Source organism: Bacteroidia bacterium (genome assembly GCA_041391665.1).
Taxonomy (GTDB): Bacteria; Bacteroidota; Bacteroidia; order J057; family J057; genus JAGQVA01.
On record JAWKNO010000002.1, the window covers coordinates 2,089,325 to 2,105,084 of the forward strand.

A 15,760-nucleotide genomic window follows, 5' to 3' on the forward strand; every position below is an offset into this window, starting at 1 on the left:
TCAAAAAAATAAAATTCCATGCAATATCGCCGACTCGGAAAATCAGGTCTTCAGGTAAGTGTTTTGTCTTTTGGCTCCTGGCTCACTTTTGCCAAGCAGATCGAAGACGGAACCGCCGAACTTTGTATGAAAACTGCCTATGACGGCGGGATCAATTTTTTTGACAATGCCGAAATCTACTCCCGCGGAAAGTCCGAGGAGGTCATGGGCAGTATTCTCAAAAAAATGGAGTGGGGCCGCGACACGTTTGTCGTTTCCAGCAAAGTCTTCTGGGGCGGCAACCTGCCCAATCAGAAAGGCCTGAGCCGAAAACACGTCATGGAAGGCTGCCACAATGCCCTGCGCAGACTTCAGGTGGATTATCTCGACCTGTTTTTTTGCCACCGCCCGGATTACGACACGCCGGTTGAAGAAACCGTCTGGGCGATGAATAGCCTGATCCAGCAGGGAAAAGTGCTCTACTGGGGAACCTCCGAATGGCCTGCCGAAAGGATCATGGAAGCCCACCTTTTTGCCCGGCAAAACCACCTCATTCCCCCGACAATGGAGCAGCCGGAATACCATATGTTTCACCGTCAGAAAGTAGAGCTCGATTATCTCAGCCTTTACGAAAAAGGATTGGGGACCACCATCTGGTCTCCCCTTGCCTCCGGCCTCCTCACCGGAAAGTACAACGATGGTATGCCGGAAGGCACCCGCTTTGACATTCAGGGACTGGACTGGCTCAAGACCAATGTGTTTAAAGAAGGTCGTCTTGATAAAGTAAGAGCATTAACAGCCCTGGCCGGCGAATACGATATGTCCATGACCCACATGGCTCTTGCCTGGTGTGTCAAAAATCCGCATGTGAGTTCGGTGATCCTGGGCGCTTCCAAAGTCTCTCAAATCGAAGATAACCTCAAATCGCTGAATGCGCTGCCCAAACTTACAGACGAAGTCGTGGAAAAAATTGAGGCGATTCTGCAAAATAAACCCGTAAGAGAAAGCTTCTGATGGGAGAATTTGCCCTTACTGACCTCAGTCCCACAGGCTGGATTCTTTTTGCAGTTGCCGGTGTTTTTACCGGTATCATCAACACCCTTGCAGGTAGTGGTTCGCTGATCACCCTGCCGATATTCATTTTCCTGTGCGGACTCCCCGCCCCTATTGCGAACGGTACCAACCGCATCGGTGTGCTGATTCAGAGCATAGTGGGGGTGTATAGTTTCCAGCGAAGCGGCAAACTGGAAATGAAAGGTGCTCCCTGGTTGCTCGTACCGATTGTGCTGGGTGGCATATTAGGTGCATTTGTCGCGACAGACCTCAATGAGCAGGCGATGAATTATACCATCGGCGGGTTGATGATCTTTATGCTTTTTACACTTCTGCTCGATACCAAACGATGGATTAAAGAATCAGATGTAGATGTCAGCCGGAATAAAAAGCCGTTGAGTCTGCTCATATTTTTTGCCATAGGGTTTTACGGCGGATTTATCCAGGCGGGGGTGGGAATCTTTTTGCTGGCCGCACTTGTTCTGGTGGCACGTTACAGCCTGGTAGCGGCCAATGGCATCAAGCTGCTCGTGGTACTGGTGATTACCATTCCGGCCCTGGCTATCTTTATACGGTATGGGCAGGTGCACTTTATATTTGGATTGATGATGGCATTTTTCCAGGCCATTGGCGCTGTGATTGGCGTGAGAGTGATCGCCAAAATTCCCAACGCCAATGTCTGGATTCATCGTCTGCTGATTGTGATTGTGATTGCCTCTGCCGTGAAGTTTTTTGTGCGGTAAGGAAGGTGGTTTGTCGTGGATAAGAAAAATAAAGGTTTAACGCAGAGTTTCACAGAGGAATCGCAAAGTTCCGCAGATGTGCATTTTATGATCGCAATAGGGTTATAATTCCTAACAATTATTGTTTCGCACTTAATCCTTCCTCACAATTTCCCGCAGGTCTCCGGCATAATTTTGCAGGATTTCCAACACTCTGTTGACATCGGGGTCGTAGGCATACCCGCTTTCTTTAGCTACTTCAATTGCAGACTTTAAGGTATATTGAGCCTGACCGCCAAACCCCTGATGGTATTGCACTGCCATCTGATGGAGGGCTACAGCCATTTGTGCGATGGTTACATTTTTTTGTACGTCACGATCTGTGGTTTTCCCATCCGGGGTAGAAATGCTTTGGGTCAGAGACACCCTTTTCCCGGTGCGCATATCGTCATAGACCAATGAAACTTTTACCATTTTATCAGCCTGATCCTGTAAAAAGGAAGCAAGTACCACCTGTGTCAACCCCCCGTTGAAATCATTGAGACTAAACTGAATCTCATTTTCTCCGGAGGAAAATGGCTGTCCAAACGCGCCTTTAAATGCCAGATGATTTCCATATTCAATAATCAGTTCGACATTACGGGCAACCTTTTTAAGCAGGCTTTCTACTTCTGCATTAAATACTTTGTCGATATCGGCAGCATCGTGGATAAAGTGGAATGTGCTGCTTTTGCTTTCGCTGAGCTGCCGGGCGAGGTCGGCATTGATATCCATTCCTACCCCAATGAAGGTGAAATCTACATTGTAACCATCCTCATAAGTTCCTGCATTTTTAATAATCTGCTCGGGATCCAGCGTCCCCGTATTGGTCATCGCATCAGTCAGGATAATCACCCGGTTGGTACTTCCCCGCTGGTAATTATTTACTAATTGGCGATAGCCCGCAATTATACCTGAGTTAAGATCAGTCGAACCTCTGGCCTGAATACCATTGATCGTCTGTTCGACTAAATATTTATCCCCAACAGGAATCGGCGCCCGAAGTACATTAACTTCGTGATCAAAAACCACGATGGAAAGCAGGTCTTCTGCCTGCAGATGTTTCAGAAAAGTCATCATGGCCTCTTTTGTCCGTTGCATCTTTGTTCCACCCATAGAACCGCTGCGGTCGATGACCAGACAAATATTGGCAGCATCTCTGTCAAAATAACCAATTGTCTCTCCGGTAGTAATCCCCACCTGAAGAATCATTTCTCTGTTTACAATAGTATTGTCCCACCGAAGGTCGAGGTGCACTGCTTCATTACGGCCGGGCTGGGGAATGTTGTGTTTGTGGTAATTAAAGTATTCCGGCGTAACAATCTGCTCTGGCTTCGGGATGATTCGCTGTACCGATTGCTGTTTTCCCATTGCAATAGATGCGGAAGAATACCCATGCTGTCCTATTGCGGGAGCGAAAAAAAGTAAAGAAGCCAACAGGAAAATGAAGGCTGTTTTAATGAATACATTTGCTGATAAGGTTTTCATTTTTTGATCAATTATAAGTGAAGCAGAAAAGCGACTGTGTGAATACAAGTTTGGGGGAAATGTGTTTGCAACTCCGGAAAAACCCTTGTAAAAGCTTTGTAAAACATTTTACAAAAGGTTTTTTAGCCCAATTTCGGGCGATTGCGTATCTTCGGGTATGCAGGAAAGCGACCGCAAAAATTTTGAATTACTGAAGCAGGCCCTGGAAAAAAAATACCAGTCCGGCTACCCGCACATAACCCGTCCCATAGCAGAATGGAAAGGGCAGGAAATCGTCAATTTTCAGGAAGACCTTGCCAGAGAAGTGAATGGACGTATCAGCGAAAAATGGTTTTACACCCATCTCAAATCGTCTGACAATCGCCATCTTCCCCGGATTGATGTGCTGAATATGTTGAGTCTGTATGTGGGTTTTCCGGATTGGGAAGCTTTTGTACAGTCTGTGGCTGAAGCAGAGGGAACAGAGCCGCAATTGAGGTTTCCGAGTAGCGGTACCATCGGCTCGAAACCTTGGTCTTTGATCTCAAAGCTTACTGCGGGTATAGCGTTGATTGCAGTATTTGCGTTGATCCTCGCCAATACAATCCGAAAGGCCGACTATGTGTTTTGTTTTGTGGATGCTGACGAACAGAAACCCGTCAATGGTGTGGAGGTGTGGATACTCGAAAACCAGGAGACCCCCCGGGCCATTGCAGTAGATGAAAAGAGCTGTGTGAAAATCGCCGAAAACCGGCCTGAAATCACCTTCGTGGTAAAAGCGCCTTATTATCGGCCCGACACCATTGTCAGAAAAAGCGCCAGCCATCGCGAACCCGAATCCATTCCTCTCAGAAAGGATGACTACGCCCTGATGCTCCACTATTTTTCTACCGACAATCTTAAAGACTGGAAAAAAAGAAGGGAACAACTGGAAAAAATCTTCGACGACGAAGTGCGGATTTTCCAGGTAAGCCCAGGATCCATGCAGGGAATGGAAATGTTTAATAAAGAAGAGTTTATCGACAAAATGACCATGCCGCTGAAAAGCCTCCGGAATATTGAGATTTTGGAAACAAACTATGTAAATGGAAAAATCGCCGGCATGCGTTTTATACAAAAAGAACAATGATGATTATCCGATATATAATTTTTGCGGTGTCGCTTTTGACCATGGCTCCTTCGGGCATTTTTGCCCAGGCTGCGATCGAAAGACCCGTCAATAGGCCCAACCATCAACTGGAATCTCAGTTTCTGGCCACAAACCTTTCTGCAGCCCAGTTTCAGGCATTTGAAGAAAGAGCCGTACAAAAACTTGTAGATTTTGGCGATTACCTCGAAATCATCGGAAACAATACCTACGAAAAAAGCCTGCGCGAGCATGCATCAGAACTGATTTACGGCCTGTTTGTCAGCGCACAGGTGCCTGTAGGCTCGATGGGTACACTTTCTCAAATGGTGACATCCAGACTGCGTGGTAAAAGCCAGGCCGGGCAGGTATATGTTGAAGAAGTTTCTGTCAGTCAGCCGCTGCGACTTCGGGAAAACCAGTTTTCCGGCGAACTATCTTTCATGCTCAAATCAGGCGAAACCCGCACGCCCCATACCGCCGAAATCACCCTCAGGCAGACCACCAAAAAATTTGGCAGCGAAATGATCGGGGTGTGGGAGGTGTTTTTGGGGGAGATCCAGATGAAAAATTCCAAATGACAAATTGAAAATCCGGTTGGGGTAGTAGATTTCGGGGTCGGTCTCCTTTCGGCGGATGCAAGCATACTAATCCTGCACACTCAACACCTCCGCCTCATACGAGGCGATGTAAAAGAGTCCATTATTGCCGTCTAAGGTAATATTTGAAAAAATCACTTAACACCGTTTGATGAACTGACGACCGAAGTGGTTTATACCATTTTCTCAATCTTGCTCATTCAGCAGTTGTTCAACTTCTGCCTTCAGGCCCGGAAGTTCACGTTGAATACTTATCCAAATGGTATAAGGGTTATAGGCATCATACTGATGCGCCAGAGTGTTTCTACGGTTAATAATTCTATCTCCTGAGGAAAATACGATCCCCTGCTGCTGAAGTTTATAAACAGCTTCACCAATGATCATCAACATTCGCTCAACTGCTGCCTGGGTTTTCTTGTCTGTTTCAAATTGATCGAGCGAATGTATGTCATCAAGAAAGTCATCAAGAATAGAACTAATCGCCTGAGAAATGTCATACAGATACTTCCTTGCTTCTCTGTTCATAAAGAATAACTTTGGTTTCGTCCACTTCTTCAATAAAATAGGGATTCCGCAGGCTGGGATAATGAATAAGATCAATTTTTCTTCCAGGAAACAGAACCATAAGGCCGGATATAAAACCATCCAGAACAGCAAGATATTCTTCATCTTGTATTGAATGGCGATCCAGATCATATACAAGGTCTATATCAGAATCATTTCTGAAGTTTTGGGTCAACACAGAGCCAATCGCCCATAAATATTTCACCTTGTATTTCCGGCAATGCACTTGTAGAGCATGAAGTCTGCTCGCCAGAAAATCAGGCAATATTTCAGTCGTTGCTTTCATATCCTAATAATACGAAAAATGAGCAGAAAGTTAAAATACAATAGGGCAATAACCTACTCCTGATGTGCCCCCACCCCAATTGTTAGGATAGCAAGTTAAGTTTGTCCGAAAACCTTAAATTTACTGTTATGGGAAGGAGAAAATTCACATCAGAATTCAAAACAAAAGTAGTGCTGGAAGCATTCAAAAATCGCCCCAGCCACGCATCTTCGACGCGGTACTTGTAAGAAACGGCATTGCCGGTGATATAAATTTCGGGGTCGGTCTCCTTTCGGCGGAACTCAAGGCATCTTCTGAGGATTCAACACTCCAACCACTCATGATACGCGCTTACGCACTTCGGCCCAAAATTCTGCTTCAGAATAGTACCGGACGTTTCCTCCGGTCAGCTTTTGCTGAAACTTTTCCAGTTCCGCTGTATGGTCGTCTTCCTCTCGTTTTTCCTCTTCCTGGATGCTCAGCAGGATTTGCATAGCAATTTTCAGACGTGCAGATTTCGAAAGTGCCAGGATTTGATCTACAAGTTCAGGCATAGTCATTTTGTTTCGTTACACCCAAGACACGAAATTCTCCTGAAAATGTGTCTGTCTATGTGCAACTGTGGGGGAAGGTCAGTTAAATAAAAACGGAATTATAAAGTAATTGGGAGAAAGTAATCTTTCCGAAGCGAGGCAGAAACCACCAGGGACACAAAGGCCTCACAAAGGTACTGTGTTGAGAAGCAAGGGAAATTTAAAAAAAAGTTATATCTTAGATATAGAGAAGTGGGTCAAAGACCGCACTATCTCGTGTAGTCCGGGCCTTGAGTCTGGACTACTTCCGTTTTAGGGGCTAGCTGTTGTTTGGGTGTATGTTTGGGTTGATATTTGGGATCATAGGGTCGGTCCGATTTCCATAAGGCATAGATTAAACAAAGGAGTTTGCGTTGTACGGCGACGAGGGCTTTTTTCGTAAGTCCGCCATTGCGCAGGAGGAGTCGCTGGTAGAGGGCAAATAAAGGGCCTTCTTTTTTTCGCAAATGTGCCAGGGCAGGCATATACATGGCCGTTCGCAGGCGGGCATTGCCTTGTTTGGAAATGCGGGTCTTCCCCGAGAGGGTACCGCTTTGGCGTTCAATGACATCATATCCGGCATACTTAGTCAGTTGCTTGGCGGACTGAATGGCACTAAACCCATCGGTCTCTGCAATGACGGTGGCCAGACTGATCCACCCCACACCGGGGAGCGAATGGAGAATCTGCTCAAACCGTTTACAAAGCTGGGAATCGGCACGTATGAGGGCCCTGATTTGGGCTTCAACGGTCCGGATTTCTTTGTGGGTTTGGGCGATTTTCCGTTTGAGGGAACGCACGATTTCCTTGATGGAATAGTGGGCATGTTTATAGGCGTGTAGTTGATTTTCCCATGCTACCCGACTCTCTACCAGGGTATTACGAAACCGAACCAACTGCCGAATCTCATGCAACTGCTCACTGACGGGTTGCCACTGTGTCAACTTACGATGCAGCGCCATCGAGGCCAGCCCTTTGGCATCTTCCTTGTCGGTTTTGGAATCATGCCCCAGGCTTTTGAGATAACTCTTCACCCGTTTGGCCAGCTCCAGACTGACATAATACCCCTGGCCATGGAAGAAATGCAAGAGGTTCTCGTGATAGACCCCTGTTACCTCCAGCAATAGCCTACATGGAATATCGGTATCCTTGCATTTGCTGGCTAGCCATGCTTGCGCAGCCTCAAAACCCGCCTTCGTATTTTGAAAGCTACGTGTAGCGATGATCTTCTCCTGCTCGGCTTCGGTCAATCCTTTGATACAAGCAGAAAAGGTGGCTTTGGACAGGTCGAAACCCACACCGTAACGAATCCAGGACTTTGTCATAGTAGTGTAATTGAAGGTGATACAAAGAATGAATCTCTCCCCTTGACTCTTCTCACCGTTTGATTCAGGATCGCAACTTCAGTCGTCCTTCCTACAGTACTGTTCAGCCTGAAGGAGAGAACCAGATAGGACTTTTCCTTTGTGTCAGTATCGGCTCGCTTGATCCGTACTCGGGCACAAATCGGCTTGCCTATCCGGCCTCATTCTTCTTTTAAGTACTCCTCATTTTTTCTATTTTGCAAACATATGAGGGCACAAGGAAACTGCGCTTTGTGCCCCTTGAGACTTCCTTGTGCCCTTCGTGGTTTATCCCAATAAGTTGATAATTCCGAATAAAAATCAACCCCTGTGTTAACCTATTTTAGGCCGAGTCAATAAGCGATAACCTTCCCTTTGCCATTTGTAATTTATTCCGCCTCCGCTTCTTCCAAAATGTAGTTCAGCTCCATCTCCCGGTCATTGAGCCGCAAAATGCCCGTAAAGGTTACAACTTCGTCGAGTTTGTATTTCTCTTTTCGTTTTTTCAGATGTAGTTCGACCACTGACTCGGGGCCCGCTCCTCCACAAAAATAGCAGGAGCTAAATGGAAAAGCAGACAGAATATAGCTGTTTTCGCTGGCATCTGCCGGAAGTACGTGGCCGGTGATTCGAATCTGTTGGCCTTCCAGCGATTGGATTTCGGGTGGAAAACTGGCTTTCCCAAACCAAAGCGCCTGGCCTTCCTTGCGGATAAATTCATAATTTACTTTTGCGAGCGTTTCCCACGATACTTTCTGCTGCGCAAAAACTGGCAGGGGCAATATCCCCATCACCAGCCATACGATCATCCACTTTATTTTATCCATCTGCGAGTGTTTCTGAAATATGGGTATTAAACGCCTGAATGCCGGGGATTAGTGCGGCAACAAACCCTATCAGCAAAGTTAATCCGAGCAGATAACCTTCTTCCGGTAAAATATGCCAGGGATCAAACTGATAATGATAATCTGACTCGATCACAGCTGAAAGAAAAATCATTCCTCCGCGGCTGACACACATTCCAAGTATAAATCCCCATACAGATAAAATCAACCCTTCCTGCACCACAAATCCAAACAACTGAAGCCGCGATGCACCCAGCGTTCGCATGATTGCCAGTTCGTACTTACGGTCTCTCAGGCTGCTGTATAGGGAAATAAATACACTGATTCCCGAAATAATAATTATCGCTACCGCAATCGCCCTGATGGTCTGAATCCCCGCAGCAAACAGACTAAACAGCCGGTTGATTTCTATGGCAGGAAGGGCAGCCTGCATAGAGGTCTCCTGATTGATTTTCCGGGGTATCATCATCGTGCCCATCGGTGTGCGAAATTTTACAAGGGCAGCTGTGATATCGCGGTGTTCAGCTTCATGCTCAGCTTCTGCTCCGGTTGTTTCGGTAGTTTCGTGTTCTTCATGAATGTTCCAGACGCTGGAAATATTGGTAAGAATCAGCTGGTCGATCACCGTTCCGGACGGGTTGAGAATGCCGGAGACTTTATAGGCATGGCCATCGTGAATATTCAATTCGCCCACCACCCCATGCGCGCCGAGAAACTCATCGCCTACTTTCAGCCCCAGCCTTTCTGCCACCAACGCACCGGGCGTAACTTCAAAATCTTTCTCCCAGAGCGAACCTTCTGCGAGCGAAGCCTCATAATGATCGACATACTGATGATCAGTACCCAGTATCCGGTAACCTTTGTAATTGTCGCCATACGCCAGCGGAATCCATTTTTCGACCATCGGATTGTCCATTGCCTTTTCGACTTCTTCAAGGGGAATATTTCCTGTCGGATTGTCGATATGATAAACACTTGCCAAAATCAGCTGCAAAGGGCTTCCTTTGGCGCCAAGCACCATATCAATGCCCCGCACATTTTTATTAAAATTGCCCTCCAGTTGCGCATTCAGCAGCAAAAGGAGAGAAATAATGCTCACCCCAAAAGTCAGCAGCAGCAGACTCAGAAAGGAGGCCAGCGGCCTTGCACGGAGATTATGCCAACTGACAGAAAGTATATTCATTTCCGGAGATTTCTTTTGTTTTAAACATCCTTTTACAACACAATCTGATTGTGAAAACGATCTTTTAGCCTCGCATCATGGGTGACAATCACAAGAGCAGCGCCCACATTGGCAGCCTGCTCTTCCAGCAACCCGATGACCTGGGAGCAATTGCGATCATCGAGAGCAGAAGTAGGCTCATCAGCCAGAATCACTTTCGGCTGGTTCATCAATGCCCGGGCAATGGCGGCGCGTTGTTGTTCTCCCTGGCTGAGACGGTAAGGTTTGGCAGTAAATTTTTGGGCAAGCCCAAGCCTTTCCAGCACAGCTTCCGCAGAATGGCGATCCTGTGGCTTTTTGGCCAGGTATTGCGCCATGATCAGATTATCGCGAACCGAGAGAGCAGAAATAAAATGTGCCCGCTGAAAAATCATCCCTATATTTCTTCCCCGAAAGGTATCTAATACAGAAGGCTTAAGCGAATACAGATTCGTCTCCCCCACCCTGACTTCGCCGGACTGTGGGGGAAGTAAACCTGCCAGTACATGCAAAAAGGTAGTTTTTCCTTTGCCGGACTCACCGAGAATCAACAGCGATTGGCCTTTTTCACAGGAGATATCAGGAAAATGAAACGCCTGACCACCCGGATAAGAAAATACTAATGACTGACTGCTAAGCATAGCTACAAATCTAACAAAGACCCAATCCCAGCAAAAGGAAATGTACAAGAATTATTTGCAACATCGTTGCATTTAGACAAAATGCCTGTATATTTGCGGCATGTTTTCTACTCCCACAAAATCCACCGCAACCACTTCTCCGGGAATTTCTGATTATCTCGGAATTACCAGTGCGACCATTTGCATGATTCACTGTCTGGTTGCGCCATTTTATATCGGTATCAGCGCCTCTGTACACGATCATGCTTCAGGAGGCCATTGGTTTTTGGAACCGTGGTGGGACTATGTATTTTTGGTATTTGGATTTGCCGCAGTGTGGTTTTCAGCCAAACATACGGAAAGCAAAAACATGAAAATATTGCTTTGGGTTTCTTTTTCCTTCCTCGCAGCTATGCTGATGCTGGAATCCTACGCTCCTGTTTTCCAGTTTCTGGCCTATGGAGCTGCACTTACCCTCATCGTAACCCACCTGATCAATCTGCGCAAAGGTTTGGCCAGGTCATAAGCCTGGAAAAAGCAATTATTCGTATCGGGAAAATTTTATAAAAGTTGCAGCTTGATTGTTGCAGGGTTATTTTTGTTTAAACATAATCCAGACTGCCTTATGAATTTTCTACGAATGGTTTTGACCATCGGCATTACAGCAGGTTTTTGGACGCTTCAGGGGCAACCGCTGAATCCGGCTGATACAACCATGGGGTTTGAAGAATATACCCCGATCTCCACGCTTGTAGTACCCCAGCACCCGGTCACCCGTGCAAAGTATCCATTCATCGATGTGCACAACCATCAATGGCAGATGCCGACTATGGATCTCAATGAGTTGACTGATGAAATGGATAAACTCAATATGGCCGTCATGGTAAACCTCAGCGGCCGTGGATGGAGGAGTCCCGACAATCTTCCCAAATCTTTGGAAAACGTAAAAAAGAATAAACCCAACCGGTTTATCATCTTCACCAATATCAGTTTCGATGGTTTTGACGACCCCAACTGGACAACAGCTACGGTCAGGCAACTTGAAAACGACGTAAAACTGGGTGCCAATGGACTAAAAATTTTTAAAGACCTGGGGCTCACTGCAAAAGACAGTAAAGGCAACCGTATCCACGTGGATGACCCGCGCCTGGACCCTGTCTGGGCCAAATGCGGCGAGCTTGGCATACCTGTTTTAATCCATACCGGCGAACCTGCGGCCTTCTGGAAGCCGAGAGACAAATACAATGAAAGATGGCTGGAGCTAAAGCAGGTGCCCAACCGATACCGCGACCCGAAGGTTTATCCATCGTGGGAAGAGGTCATGGAAGAACAGCACCATATTTTCAGAAAACACCCGGAAACAAAATTTATCAACGCACATATGGGCTGGCTTGCCAATGACCTGGACCAGTTGGGCAAACTGATGGACGAACTTCCCAATATGTACACAGAGATCGGCGCTATTCTCGCAGAACTGGGACGGCAGCCACGCGCAGCACGGGCATTTTTTATCAAATATCAGGATCGGATCATGTTTGGCAAAGATTCATGGCATCCGGAAGAATATTATGTGTATTTCCGCGTACTGGAAACAGCGGATGAGTATTTTGATTATTACCGGAAACGCCATGCCTTCTGGAAAATGTATGGAATGGATTTGCCGGATGATGTGCTGAAAAAAATCTATTACAAAAATGCACTAAAAGTAGTGCCCAATATTGACGCTTCACAGTTTCCCGAATAGATGAGAAAAGTTCGTTCTTTTATCTGGAGCCTGATCGCCTTTCTGTTTGTCAACTGGCCGGCACAAGTAACCTCTCCGGGAGATGTCATCTCTGAAGAGGCCCTGTTTCTCCAGTTTACAGATGATGCCATTTGCCTGCGGATTGTCCAGGACTCGACCCTGTATAAAGAAGGTTGGGATACGCTGGGACAACCAAAATTCTGGCGGAAAATGATGGAAATCGGCCCTGATACCAGCGTAGTAAATATTGCCAAAACCCGCGAAATCGTGGGATTGGTTTCCACATGGGAATGGTCTTTTAAAACACGGAAACAGAAAAAAGCCTACGAAGACCAGATTCGCAAAAAGTATGGTCTTTCATCCAGGGATGAAATTTATTTCACCAGTGGGCGAAGGCATTTTTACCAGTTTGATAAAGTCCTTAGGGGAATCGATAAGGCCGTGGGAGTCTTTATGGAGGAAGGCACCGATCCCTGGTATGCACAGGCCATTCTGCTGATTGAAAGTCCGGGAAAATTACAGGCTTCTACCGAAGGGGCTTATGGCGCTTTTCAACTGATGGAAGGTGTCGCCCGCGATATGGGATTACTGGTCAATGACACCATCGACGAGCGGGCAGACTTTGAAAAATCGGCCAAAGGAGCCGCACGTTTGTTAAATACCATTTGCCTTCCCCAAACCCGACAGCTTTGCCAAAAATACAATCTTGAATACAACGAAACTGACTTATGGTTTCGACTGCTGGTGATGCATGTTTACCACGCCGGGATCGGCAATGTCGCACGAGTAATGAAAAAAATCCAGCCCAAAGAAGGAGGGATGCAGCTAATGCTCGATTTGTGGCAGACACGGTCGCGGAGATTTGGAAATGCTTCGCAAAACTATTCCCAAATTGTGCTGGCTGCGCTTATGGAACTGGATGATATGATTCAGAATACCGGGCTGATCTGCCCGCCGGAAGCTATGATGCCCTGATATTAATTTGCCGGAAGTTTTTTGTCTTCTTTGGGAAGTTGAATTTCCTTCTCAGATGAAGCCATTTTTTCGGTCTTACCTGTTGGAGAAATTGCAGGTGTATAAATATACCCCAATAGTTCCCTAAACATCATAGTCAACGGCGAGTCCGTGTTTTCTATTTTTTCGTCTTTCGCCTTAGGCTTATCCTGAAGAGAGATCTCCGGATTGGGGACAGGCAATGCTAGGGAAAAAGTTGCAGCAAAAAGACTGGTGCTACCGAAAAAAAACAAACACAGGATCAGGGTTTTGTAAAAACGATTCATGGCAGAATTTTTATGGGGAATTATAGAAAAAAGACACCCGTTCTAAGCAATGGTTGGAAATTTTCCAGAAAGACTTTGTCATCTATCTACTTTTCCAAGCAACCATTTCTTATATTTACCAATAAACATTCCACAACACAATTACCTGATAATCAAAAATTTAAATCATACTTCTGTTGTTTCTTCTGTGTCCCATGTTTCAGTATGGAACGCAGTTGTTTCAATTTGAAACAAAAAAAAACCGGCAGCAGTATTTTGTACCACCACCGGCTGTTGCTTTTCCCACTCACATTAGACGGGGAGGAAAAAGAAACCTGACCTGATAAATAAAAAAAACGGCAGAAATATAAAATCTCTACCGTTACAATAAGCTTTTCCTATAGAATGCAGTTTAGACGGGCGCACTTTCAAAAGATCAATGGTCCGGAGAAATATTTTCCACATACGGAAGATTCATGGGAGAACCGAAGTACTTTGGGTCAGCCCATCTGATAATGACTGTCACTATCAGAAAAGAAATCATCATGGCCACACCTGCGGGTCCTCCGACCAAAGGATTTGCCTCACCAACGACCAATATGCCGATACCCGCAATGCCATTCAATACACCGTGAAAGGCACTTGCCCCCAGGATACTGCGCGTTTTTTCTCCCATATAGGCGATGGCAAAAGAAATAGAAATACAGAAAAAACACATCGCAATCACTCCCCATACGGGATACCCCGGGTAGTTATGCCCCTGTACAATCAGAGGCGCATGCCATAGTCCCCAGACCAAACCAATCAACAGGTTGCTTTTCCAGAATCCCAAAGGCTTCAACTCCTGCAACAACAATCCACGCCAGCCAAATTCTTCCCCAAACGTAAACAAGAGGTTGATAGTGACACCGGCCACCAGACCACTGGCAATGTTAATTACAAGAAACAGCCAGGCAGGAAAACTTCTCACCTGAGCTTCGGCGAGTGCTTGTTTTGTCTCGTCCATACCCGCGGTCATTTCCCTGATATTGTTGACTATTCCATCCTGAGAAAGAGAAAAATGGCCGAAGCCAGGTAATGCGGCGACATTTCCAAGAAGAAAAACTACAAGAAAATAGATCAGAATGGCAGCTACCGGTGTGAGCATACTGGCGAAGAAAAAACGGTAATCAAAGTTTTTTACAGAAAACCCATAATTTGCCAGCGGCTCTTTATAAATGCCCTTCTGAATGATAAATACTGCTAGCGCCGGGCCCCACATAAACAGCCCCCCAACCAGTATTGCACCATAAGTACTGTCCATTTTCAAACCTGCTATCCATGCAATCAAAGCCAGTGTCCAGCTGATTCCATAGCTCAACAGTAGGTAGAGTGTGATTTTTCTACGGTTCATTTTTTATAAATAATATAGGAATAGATGAGCGGAGCAGTAGAAATAAGAATGATAAAAGGAATAAAAACGTAGGCAAACGCCTCTCTCGGCATAAATAGCGTCAACACAATCATACACAGCGAACCAAATACCCAGAGAACTCCGGCAAAGCGATGAGTTTTTATCCAGACTTCTTCTTTTTCGAGTGTCCACGGCGTGCGAATTCCGACAAAATAGTTGGGCCGCAGTTTACCAAAATAGTTACCAATAATCATTAACAGCAGTAATACCCCAATAATCACAAAAGAGCTAATATCCTTCTTGTAACCTAAACTGGAAACCAAAATCAGAATAAAAATAAACAGCATAAACGCAGCCAGCACAAGTCCCAGTGTGTTCAAGGTAGGTTGGAAATATTCGCCTTTTTTCTTGGGGTCAATAAAAGGCACAGCCCACAACAGCACAACCACCGAAAAAGTGATAAAAGGGAATATGACTAATGTAGCCTTGGGACCATAATTATCAATTTCCCCGTTAACATTCCAGTGCAGGGGAACCTGTCCCGGAAGTCTGTTCCAGAATAAAGCCAGTAGAATAAATGGAAGGATTGCAACGACAAGTGTCGGCCAGTTTCGCTTGACAATTTCTGCAAAGTTCATAGTTCTTTGTTTTTAGGATCATTTAATGACATTAGCCATCCCAGCAGGTCATCCAGCACTGTTGTACTGAGCGAGTAGCGAATAAACTGCCCTTCTTTTACAGCGATCACGACTTTTGCCTGCTTGAGAAGATCAAGGTGATGAGAAATACTCGGTTTGGTCATATCAAAAGCATCGGCAATCTCACCGGCGGTGAGATCCTTTTCCCTCAGCATTTCGAGGATTTTACGTCGCGTAGGGTCGTTTAATGCTTTAAACAATTCGTTCATTTCCGGTATGTCAGTTTCATCCACTTCTTCATCATTCTACGCTCAAATATACAAGTTTTAAA

19 protein-coding genes are annotated in these 15,760 nt (G+C 45.8%); 7 read left to right on the top strand and 12 right to left on the bottom strand.

All coding sequences use genetic code 11. The annotated features are described in order from the left end of the window. Window positions 1-18: 18 nt before the first annotated feature. Both R3D00_20000 and R3D00_20005 read left to right on the top strand, forming a co-directional pair. On the top strand, window positions 19-993 hold the full coding sequence (locus R3D00_20000; GenBank protein MEZ4775478.1) for an aldo/keto reductase: 975 nt from the start codon (window positions 19-21) through the stop codon (window positions 991-993). Further along, entirely contained in the window at window positions 993-1,775 is a 783-nt protein-coding gene (locus R3D00_20005) for a sulfite exporter TauE/SafE family protein (GenBank protein ID MEZ4775479.1), read from the top strand. Before R3D00_20000 ends, R3D00_20005 begins: the two co-directional genes overlap by 1 nt. 132 nt (window positions 1,776-1,907) lie before the next feature. On the opposite strand, the gene R3D00_20010 is transcribed toward R3D00_20005, so the two are convergent. Further along, window positions 1,908-3,281: a VWA domain-containing protein gene (locus R3D00_20010; protein MEZ4775480.1), complete on the bottom strand. Its 1,374-nt coding sequence runs from the start codon at window positions 3,279-3,281 to the stop codon at window positions 1,908-1,910. A 157-nt stretch (window positions 3,282-3,438) separates the two neighbouring features. Here R3D00_20010 and R3D00_20015 point away from each other — a divergent pair, with 157 nt between their 5' ends. Both R3D00_20015 and R3D00_20020 read left to right on the top strand, forming a co-directional pair. Then, window positions 3,439-4,389, top strand: a complete 951-nt coding sequence (locus R3D00_20015; GenBank protein MEZ4775481.1) for a hypothetical protein — start codon at window positions 3,439-3,441, stop codon at window positions 4,387-4,389. Then, window positions 4,386-4,967, top strand: a complete 582-nt coding sequence (locus R3D00_20020) for a hypothetical protein (protein ID MEZ4775482.1) — start codon at window positions 4,386-4,388, stop codon at window positions 4,965-4,967. Before R3D00_20015 ends, R3D00_20020 begins: the two co-directional genes overlap by 4 nt. 204 nt (window positions 4,968-5,171) lie before the next feature. On the opposite strand, the gene R3D00_20025 is transcribed toward R3D00_20020, so the two are convergent. The 7 genes from R3D00_20025 to R3D00_20055 form a co-directional block, all read right to left on the bottom strand. Further along, window positions 5,172-5,510: a HepT-like ribonuclease domain-containing protein gene (locus R3D00_20025; GenBank protein MEZ4775483.1), complete on the bottom strand. Its 339-nt coding sequence runs from the start codon at window positions 5,508-5,510 to the stop codon at window positions 5,172-5,174. Continuing rightward, window positions 5,479-5,835: a nucleotidyltransferase domain-containing protein gene (locus R3D00_20030; protein ID MEZ4775484.1), complete on the bottom strand. Its 357-nt coding sequence runs from the start codon at window positions 5,833-5,835 to the stop codon at window positions 5,479-5,481. The genes R3D00_20025 and R3D00_20030 overlap by 32 nt, the downstream gene beginning before the upstream one ends. A gap of 317 nt (window positions 5,836-6,152) precedes the next feature. After that, window positions 6,153-6,368 (bottom strand): hypothetical protein, encoded by a 216-nt coding sequence (locus R3D00_20035; protein MEZ4775485.1) that lies wholly within the window; start codon window positions 6,366-6,368, stop codon window positions 6,153-6,155. Window positions 6,369-6,616: 248 nt separating this feature from the next. After that, on the bottom strand, window positions 6,617-7,711 hold the full coding sequence (locus R3D00_20040) for an IS110 family transposase (GenBank protein ID MEZ4775486.1): 1,095 nt from the start codon (window positions 7,709-7,711) through the stop codon (window positions 6,617-6,619). 407 nt (window positions 7,712-8,118) lie between these two features. After that, the gene (locus R3D00_20045) at window positions 8,119-8,556 is read right to left on the bottom strand and encodes a DUF3299 domain-containing protein (protein ID MEZ4775487.1); all 438 of its coding nucleotides are present in this window, start codon (window positions 8,554-8,556) and stop codon (window positions 8,119-8,121) included. Further along, a complete protein-coding gene (locus R3D00_20050; protein ID MEZ4775488.1) occupies window positions 8,549-9,757 on the bottom strand; it encodes an FtsX-like permease family protein in 1,209 nt (402 codons plus the stop codon). The genes R3D00_20045 and R3D00_20050 overlap by 8 nt, the downstream gene beginning before the upstream one ends. A 32-nt stretch (window positions 9,758-9,789) precedes the next feature. Then, the gene (locus tag R3D00_20055) at window positions 9,790-10,416 is read right to left on the bottom strand and encodes an ATP-binding cassette domain-containing protein (protein ID MEZ4775489.1); all 627 of its coding nucleotides are present in this window, start codon (window positions 10,414-10,416) and stop codon (window positions 9,790-9,792) included. A gap of 100 nt (window positions 10,417-10,516) precedes the next feature. On the opposite strand from R3D00_20055, the gene R3D00_20060 reads away from it, so the two are divergent. The 3 genes from R3D00_20060 (at window position 10,517) to R3D00_20070 (ending at window position 13,114) form a co-directional block, all read left to right on the top strand. Continuing rightward, a complete protein-coding gene (locus R3D00_20060) occupies window positions 10,517-10,921 on the top strand; it encodes a MerC domain-containing protein (GenBank protein ID MEZ4775490.1) in 405 nt (134 codons plus the stop codon). A 189-nt stretch (window positions 10,922-11,110) separates the two neighbouring features. Beyond that, complete coding sequence (locus tag R3D00_20065; protein MEZ4775491.1) at window positions 11,111-12,139, top strand: amidohydrolase family protein; 1,029 nt, start codon at window positions 11,111-11,113, stop codon at window positions 12,137-12,139. After that, a complete protein-coding gene (locus tag R3D00_20070; protein MEZ4775492.1) occupies window positions 12,140-13,114 on the top strand; it encodes a transglycosylase SLT domain-containing protein in 975 nt (324 codons plus the stop codon). 2 nt (window positions 13,115-13,116) lie between these two features. Here R3D00_20070 and R3D00_20075 read toward each other — a convergent pair whose 3' ends face one another. The 4 genes from R3D00_20075 to R3D00_20090 form a co-directional block, all read right to left on the bottom strand. Then, window positions 13,117-13,419 (bottom strand): hypothetical protein, encoded by a 303-nt coding sequence (locus R3D00_20075; GenBank protein ID MEZ4775493.1) that lies wholly within the window; start codon window positions 13,417-13,419, stop codon window positions 13,117-13,119. 415 nt (window positions 13,420-13,834) lie between these two features. Then, window positions 13,835-14,791: a CPBP family intramembrane glutamic endopeptidase gene (locus tag R3D00_20080; GenBank protein MEZ4775494.1), complete on the bottom strand. Its 957-nt coding sequence runs from the start codon at window positions 14,789-14,791 to the stop codon at window positions 13,835-13,837. Further along, window positions 14,788-15,429, bottom strand: a complete 642-nt coding sequence (locus R3D00_20085) for an SdpI family protein (GenBank protein ID MEZ4775495.1) — start codon at window positions 15,427-15,429, stop codon at window positions 14,788-14,790. Before R3D00_20085 ends, R3D00_20080 begins: the two co-directional genes overlap by 4 nt. After that, the gene (locus R3D00_20090) at window positions 15,426-15,698 is read right to left on the bottom strand and encodes an autorepressor SdpR family transcription factor (GenBank protein MEZ4775496.1); all 273 of its coding nucleotides are present in this window, start codon (window positions 15,696-15,698) and stop codon (window positions 15,426-15,428) included. Before R3D00_20090 ends, R3D00_20085 begins: the two co-directional genes overlap by 4 nt. Between the last annotated feature and the right edge of the window lie 62 nt (window positions 15,699-15,760).